This window comes from Bartonella sp. AD328YNZD (assembly GCF_042196425.1).
The window spans coordinates 1-6,002 of record NZ_JBHIQG010000139.1; the positions used below are offsets into that span (position 1 = coordinate 1).

The 6,002-nt window shown below is 38.2% G+C and carries 2 protein-coding genes; one reads left to right on the plus strand and one right to left on the minus strand.

Annotated features, from left to right (window positions below):
* Positions 1–43 precede the first annotated feature (43 nt).
* On the plus strand, positions 44–3,124 hold the full coding sequence (locus ACFIO3_RS07375) for an autotransporter outer membrane beta-barrel domain-containing protein (protein ID WP_375607822.1): 3,081 nt from the start codon (positions 44–46) through the stop codon (positions 3,122–3,124).
* Positions 3,125–3,869: 745 nt separating this feature from the next.
* Here the strand turns inward: ACFIO3_RS07375 and glyS are convergent.
* On the minus strand, positions 3,870–6,002 hold a 2,133-nt coding region (glyS, locus tag ACFIO3_RS07380), incomplete at its 5' end, for a glycine--tRNA ligase subunit beta (protein WP_375704259.1).

The following is a 6,002-nucleotide window of genomic DNA, read 5'->3' on the forward strand; positions in this document are numbered from 1 at the left end:
CTTTTGTTTTTAATGAGAGGGGTAGGAAAGTTTCGAGGGAACTATGATTAAAGTTTTTAGAAATCATGTATGTTTATATGTTTGTACAACAGCTATCCTTTCTTTGTTACAAAATGGAATAGTGGTTGATGCAAGTGCAGAGGAGCGTCATAATACGTCTTCTTATGGTATTAGCGTTAGCGGTATCGAGACTGATATTTATGTCCTCCCAATTGCTTCACCCATTTCAAATAGAAATTATCTTATCAGTGGTGTTGAGGGACATCCTATTGTTGAGGGGCATCCTATCTATACTGATAAGTTTAATGATAGTCATAGCTTTGGCTTTTTGGGTGGAGGGAGCGAGGAAAAAGGAAGTAAATATGCCCGTGAAATATATGAAAATAATAGGCTTATATTACACGATGGTACATATTATATATGCGATAATTGTGAAAAAGATCAAATTGATAATAAATCTTATACAATTGCGAAAGAAAATGTTTCCAACTACCCTGCTAATCTCACTGCTATAACGGTGAAAGGAATAGGTACAGAAGTTCGCGGGAAGAATGTAACGGTTAGCAGTGAAATTGCCGATGAGACTTTTCTAATGGGTGTGCACGTACTAGAGAACGGTAAGATTATTTTGGATGATCCGATTATCAAAGGTACAGTTATAGGCCTTCGTGCGAGTAATGGAGTGATTGAAGTAAAAAATGGAAAGATTGAGGAAAATCATGAAGGTGTTGATGCAGCAGAGAAATCGTTTGTTCTTTTAGAAGATACAGAAATTAAGACCGCTAATGGGAACGCAAGCCTTTTAAGTTATGATCATTCAGAAGTTTGGATGTCAGGTGGGGCGGTTGATTTTATGAACAGCCATGGGATTTCTTCGATGTTAGGTGGAAAAGTAAATCTCGAGAATGTTAAAATTACTGGGAAGGGTGACAAAGGTAAGGATCGTGCGGTTGTGCATATGGATTTAGGGGGGGCTGTTAATTTAGAAGGCACTATTGTTAGTACTGATAGGGGTATTCATGGCATATTATTAGAAAATACAGTCGATTCTATTCCTTTGCAGGAAGTTAAAGATTTATCAAATGAGGATTCTGATTCAAAAATTCCTGTGACTGAAGTTAATATGAAATCCTCTTCTGTTACCGTAAAGGGTAAGGAATCTTATGGGATCTATTTTCGGGGAAAGAAACCATGGAGTGAAGGGCGGGATAAAAAAGAAGAGATTTCATCAGAGGAAAAAGAAGCTTTACCACGATTAGAAGTTGTTAATTTGGATAAAACAGAGTTTTCTGTTTTAGACGATGCGGCTCTTTATGGTAGAAACATTATTTCTGGTGCGGTGGGGTTGGTGTACAGCACTCTTCGTTCAGGGAATTTTTTATTAAAAGCTGAGGAAGGTGCTTCTATAACAGTTTTGGCTGATGGTTCCACTCTTGAAGGTCGCACACATGTTGATAAAAATTCTAATGCCGAACTTTATTTGGGAGGCCGTTCTAAATGGATTTTACAACAACCGTTGCAAAAAGATCAAAATGAATCTGTACATGATTCTTCTATTTCACTCGTTAGTCTTATGGATGATAGCTCTATTAACTTTAAAAGACAAGAATCTTCTTCTGTTGATGATTATCAAACCCTTCGTATTGGAAATGGAAAGGGTGAAGTTTATAGAGCACGGGGCGGTGCATCTATTTCTCTTAATACATACCTGAATAGTGGTGGTGATCTTAATCACCAAAAGACTGATCGTATTTTAATTCATGGTGATGTTTCGGGAAAAACAATGCTTCGTGTGAGTGGTGTTGAAGGAAGCCCAGGAGGATACACGGGAAGGGGAAGGAATGATGAAGGTATTTCAATCATTCAGGTTTCTGGACAAGCAGAGCAAGATTCTTTTCAGTTGGAAGGTGATTATGTAGCGTTAAACGAATTACCTTATCAGTATAAGCTTTATAGTTATGGTCCAGGGTCTGAGTTTGGAAAAGCAAGCATGGATCAAAGATTAGTTGAAGGGAGCGGAGAATTTTGGGATTTTCGTCTTGAAAGTCGATCTATAGATTCTGATATTCAACCTAAACCAGATCCTCGTCCAACACCTCCCCCTGGTCCAACACCTCCTCCAGGACCAGCTCCGGAGCCTCGTCCTAAGCCGGGCGTTAAGGCTGTTGTTCCACAGGTTCCGACGTATCTCATTTTACCCAATGCCTTATTTCATATTGGCTTGATGAATGTTAGCAATCAAAATAAGCGGCTAGAAGCTTTGCGCATTGCTTCTGGGAACTTATTAGAAAATCGTGAAAATCCTCTCTTTTTTGTAAGCGGTTATGGCGGCAGTCATCGTTATACTTCAAATCTTTCCGCGCTTGAATATGGTTATGGCGGCGAGTTTGATTATAATGCACTAGAGGCAGGTGTTTTACTAAAAGCAATTGAAAATATGTATGGGACCACTTCTTTTGGAATTATCGGGTCTTACGAGAAATTTTCTTTGCAACCTTTGAAGGTTGAACAGAGTCAAAAAAGTACATTTGATAAATGGTCAGTTGCGGCATACGGTGGGATGCAACATGATGCGGGTTTTTATGTTGATGGTCTTGTGTCTTATGGTTTGTTTAAGGGTGATGTTCTGACAACTGCACGGGGAAAGACGGCAACATTAAAGGGAAATCCTTTAAGTGCTTCATTGACTGCTGGTAAAACATTTATGGTAGGGGATGATGGTTTTGTTTTTGATCCGCAAGTTCAGGTTGTTTATCAATATCTTCAATTTAATAAGGTACATGATGTGGACGGCTTTGATATTGATTTAGGAAAGCTTCATCAGTGGACAGCACGTGTTGGAGGGCGTTTAACAAAGAGGTTGGTTGCAGCGGATGAGGCTCGAGTTGTTTCTGTTTATGGCAAGCTTAATCTTGCGCACGGTTTTGCAGCAAAGCAATTTGTGCATTTTAAAGATGCTTTTGAGTTAGGCGCTTTTGGTTCTTCATTAGAAACAGGATTAGGTTTTAATGCCCAATTGTCTCAAAAATTTGCGCTTCACGGTGATTTGGTTTATCAGCACAAGCTAACGAAAGCTGGTTTTTCTGGAACGAGTTTTTCTGGTGGATTGCGTTATCATTTCTAGCATTGTTTCTATTTTTACTAAATCTTTGAAAAAGCCACAAGATATACTTGTGGCTTTTTCTCGTTCTTTATTCGTTTTATTGTTATAACATTTTTACAGAGAGTGACTTTGCATATCTTTAAGATGCTTTCTGGTTGGATTTTTTTGTTTTTCTTGAGAAGTTTAATACGTTTTTCAGTTATTGTTGTAGAATGTGTAGTTTATAATGATTTTTATATTATTTATAAGGAACTGATTGATAAAGATATTTTTAATGAGAATCCTCCCAATATTGCGCTTGTAATGAATCTATAAAAAGCATTCGTTTGCATATCACAAGGTGGATTGGCAGGTGGATAAAAAATTGTTGAAGAAAAGAGTTCATAGATTTTTGTGAATTGTGTTAAAAAGAGGGGATATACAATATTTTAAAGTTGGCAAAAAGAATGCCGCTCTATTTTATCTAAAGGTAATGGTCTTGTATCCAATGAATTTATTCTATTATGCCATAAAACACTGTTGTTTAGAGGGGTGATATAAGGCATGAAAATCTTTACATATTGAGTGTTTTAGATATCGTGATCAGTATTCAGGGTAGGGCTTGTCTGTTTCGCCTATGAAATGAACCGCATGAGTGGTTAGCAGGTGGAACCCGCCGTGAGGAGCTGGACTGTTGACAGACCAGTAGCTGGTCGGAAACTCCATCCTTTGAGGTGTGGGAGGAGAGCAACTTCATGATTTTATCAATTGATAAGATAGTTTAGTTTTAGATGACAAGTTTTGAGAAGCCTGCAACCTCTTGTGTAATAGTGTGAGTACGTTTGAGAAGAGCAAGACGGTTAGCACGAACATTTGGATTTTTATCATTCACCAATACTTTTTCAAAAAATAGATCAATCAATTTTCCAAGTGGCGCTAACGCACTAAGAGCGAGCGATAAATTTGTTGTATTGATGGGGGCAAGAATCTTTCTTTCTACCTCATAGACTGCACGGTAGAGCTGCTTTTCTTCTTCCTCAATAAGGAGTTCAGGATTAATTTCATTCGCTATTGTTGTGCTTTTTTGAAATTCATTTTCAAGAATATTGGCAGTACGTTTTACAGAGGTTGCAAAGCGCATTCCGTCATTTGTATTGATAAAAGCAATAAGCGACTCGACACGACGTGCAACCAATAAAAAATCATCAGAGTCTTTGTTTAAAACTGCTTCAAGGGCATCATAACGAGCACCTTCCTCTTTTAGATAGATCTTCAAACGATCATGAAAAAAGAATAACAGATCTGATAAAATATATTCTGTCTTTTCTGGAAGCAGATTCTGCAATTGAGAATTTTCATCTTTATTTCTTTGTTGTAAAAAAAGATTCGTTGCCAATTGAAACAGTGGCATAAGATTGATTTTACAATCCCGCGAAAGTACAAGCCTAATAATTCCCAGTGCTGCTCGTCTTAACGCATAGGGATCTTTTGAACCCGTTGGCTTTTCATTAATGAGCCAAAAGCCAACGAGCATATCAATTTTGTCGGCTAACATAATTGTTATAGCGAGTGGTTCTTGCGGAAGACGATCTGTTGGTCCTTGAGGTTTATAATGGTCTTCGATTGCGACAGCGACGTGAGGATCTTCCCCTTGAAGAAGGGCATATTTTCGCCCCATTGTTCCTTGCAGTTCAGGAAATTCTCCGACAATTTCTGTTTGTAAATCAGCTTTTGCAAGAACTGCTGCACGTTTCGCTAAGAGAGGATCTGCTTGTATCAAAGGTGCAATTTTTTGTGCGAGTGTAGCGATGCGTTCTACTCTTGCACCTTGTGTACCTAATTTGGCGTGAAAAGTTACATTCAAATGATCAAGTCGCGCCATTCTTTGATCAAGAGGCTTTTTTATATAAAGATCAAATTTTTTTACAGAAGATTCCAATTGTTTAATATCGGGCAAATCACGCTGATCTGTTTTCCAAAAATGGAGTGCATCAGAAAGACGAGCATGGACAACCTTACTATTTCCTTTAGAAATTTCTTTGCCTTCATCATTGGCGAGAATATTAGAAACGAGAATAAAATGATGAGAAAGTTTTATCTTTTCCCCTTGTTTACGGGTGACAAAACATTTTTGATTAGCTCGAATGGTCAAGCGAATAATTTCTGGAGGAATATCAAGGAATGATTTGTCAAAATCACCCATAAGGATAACAGGCCATTCAACAAGGCCAGAAACTTCTTCTAGGAGGGCATTATCTTGAACCAGTTCTAAACCGTTTGCAAAGCAAAGATTTTGAGCATCAGCTAAAATAATATTCTTTCGTCTTTCTGCATCCAGAATGACTTTGTGTGTTTCAAGTTGAGTAACATAGTCATCAAAGCGACGCACCTGGAATGGCTTTCCGTCACTTAAGAAACGATGACCATAAGTTAGATTATTGCTCTTAAGAGAACCAATTGTAAACGGAACAACACGTGTTTCGCCAATTTCTGGTCCGAAGATGCAAAGAATATTTTGTAAAGGTCGAATCCACTTCAGAACACCACTTTTTGCGGAATCCTTTCCCCAACGCATAGATTTCGGCCACGGAAAGTTGCGGATAATATCTGGTAAAATATCGGCAATAATTTTTTCTGCAGGCTGGCCTTTTTTAACAATTTTAGCAATATAAAAATCGCCTTTTTTATCATCATGTCCAAGATATGCTTCAGAAATATCGTTGAGCCCCGTTGCACGCAGGAAACCATCAATGGCATGCTGTGGTGATTTTGTACTGGGACCTCTGCGTTCCTCATGGATATCTTTTGAGCGTATAGAAAGTCCGCGTACGTCCAATGTTAGTCGACGAGGTGTCCAATATTCACGAGCGGCTTTATAGGTTAATCCAGCATTCACAAGTTGATCCGTAACAGCTTTTTT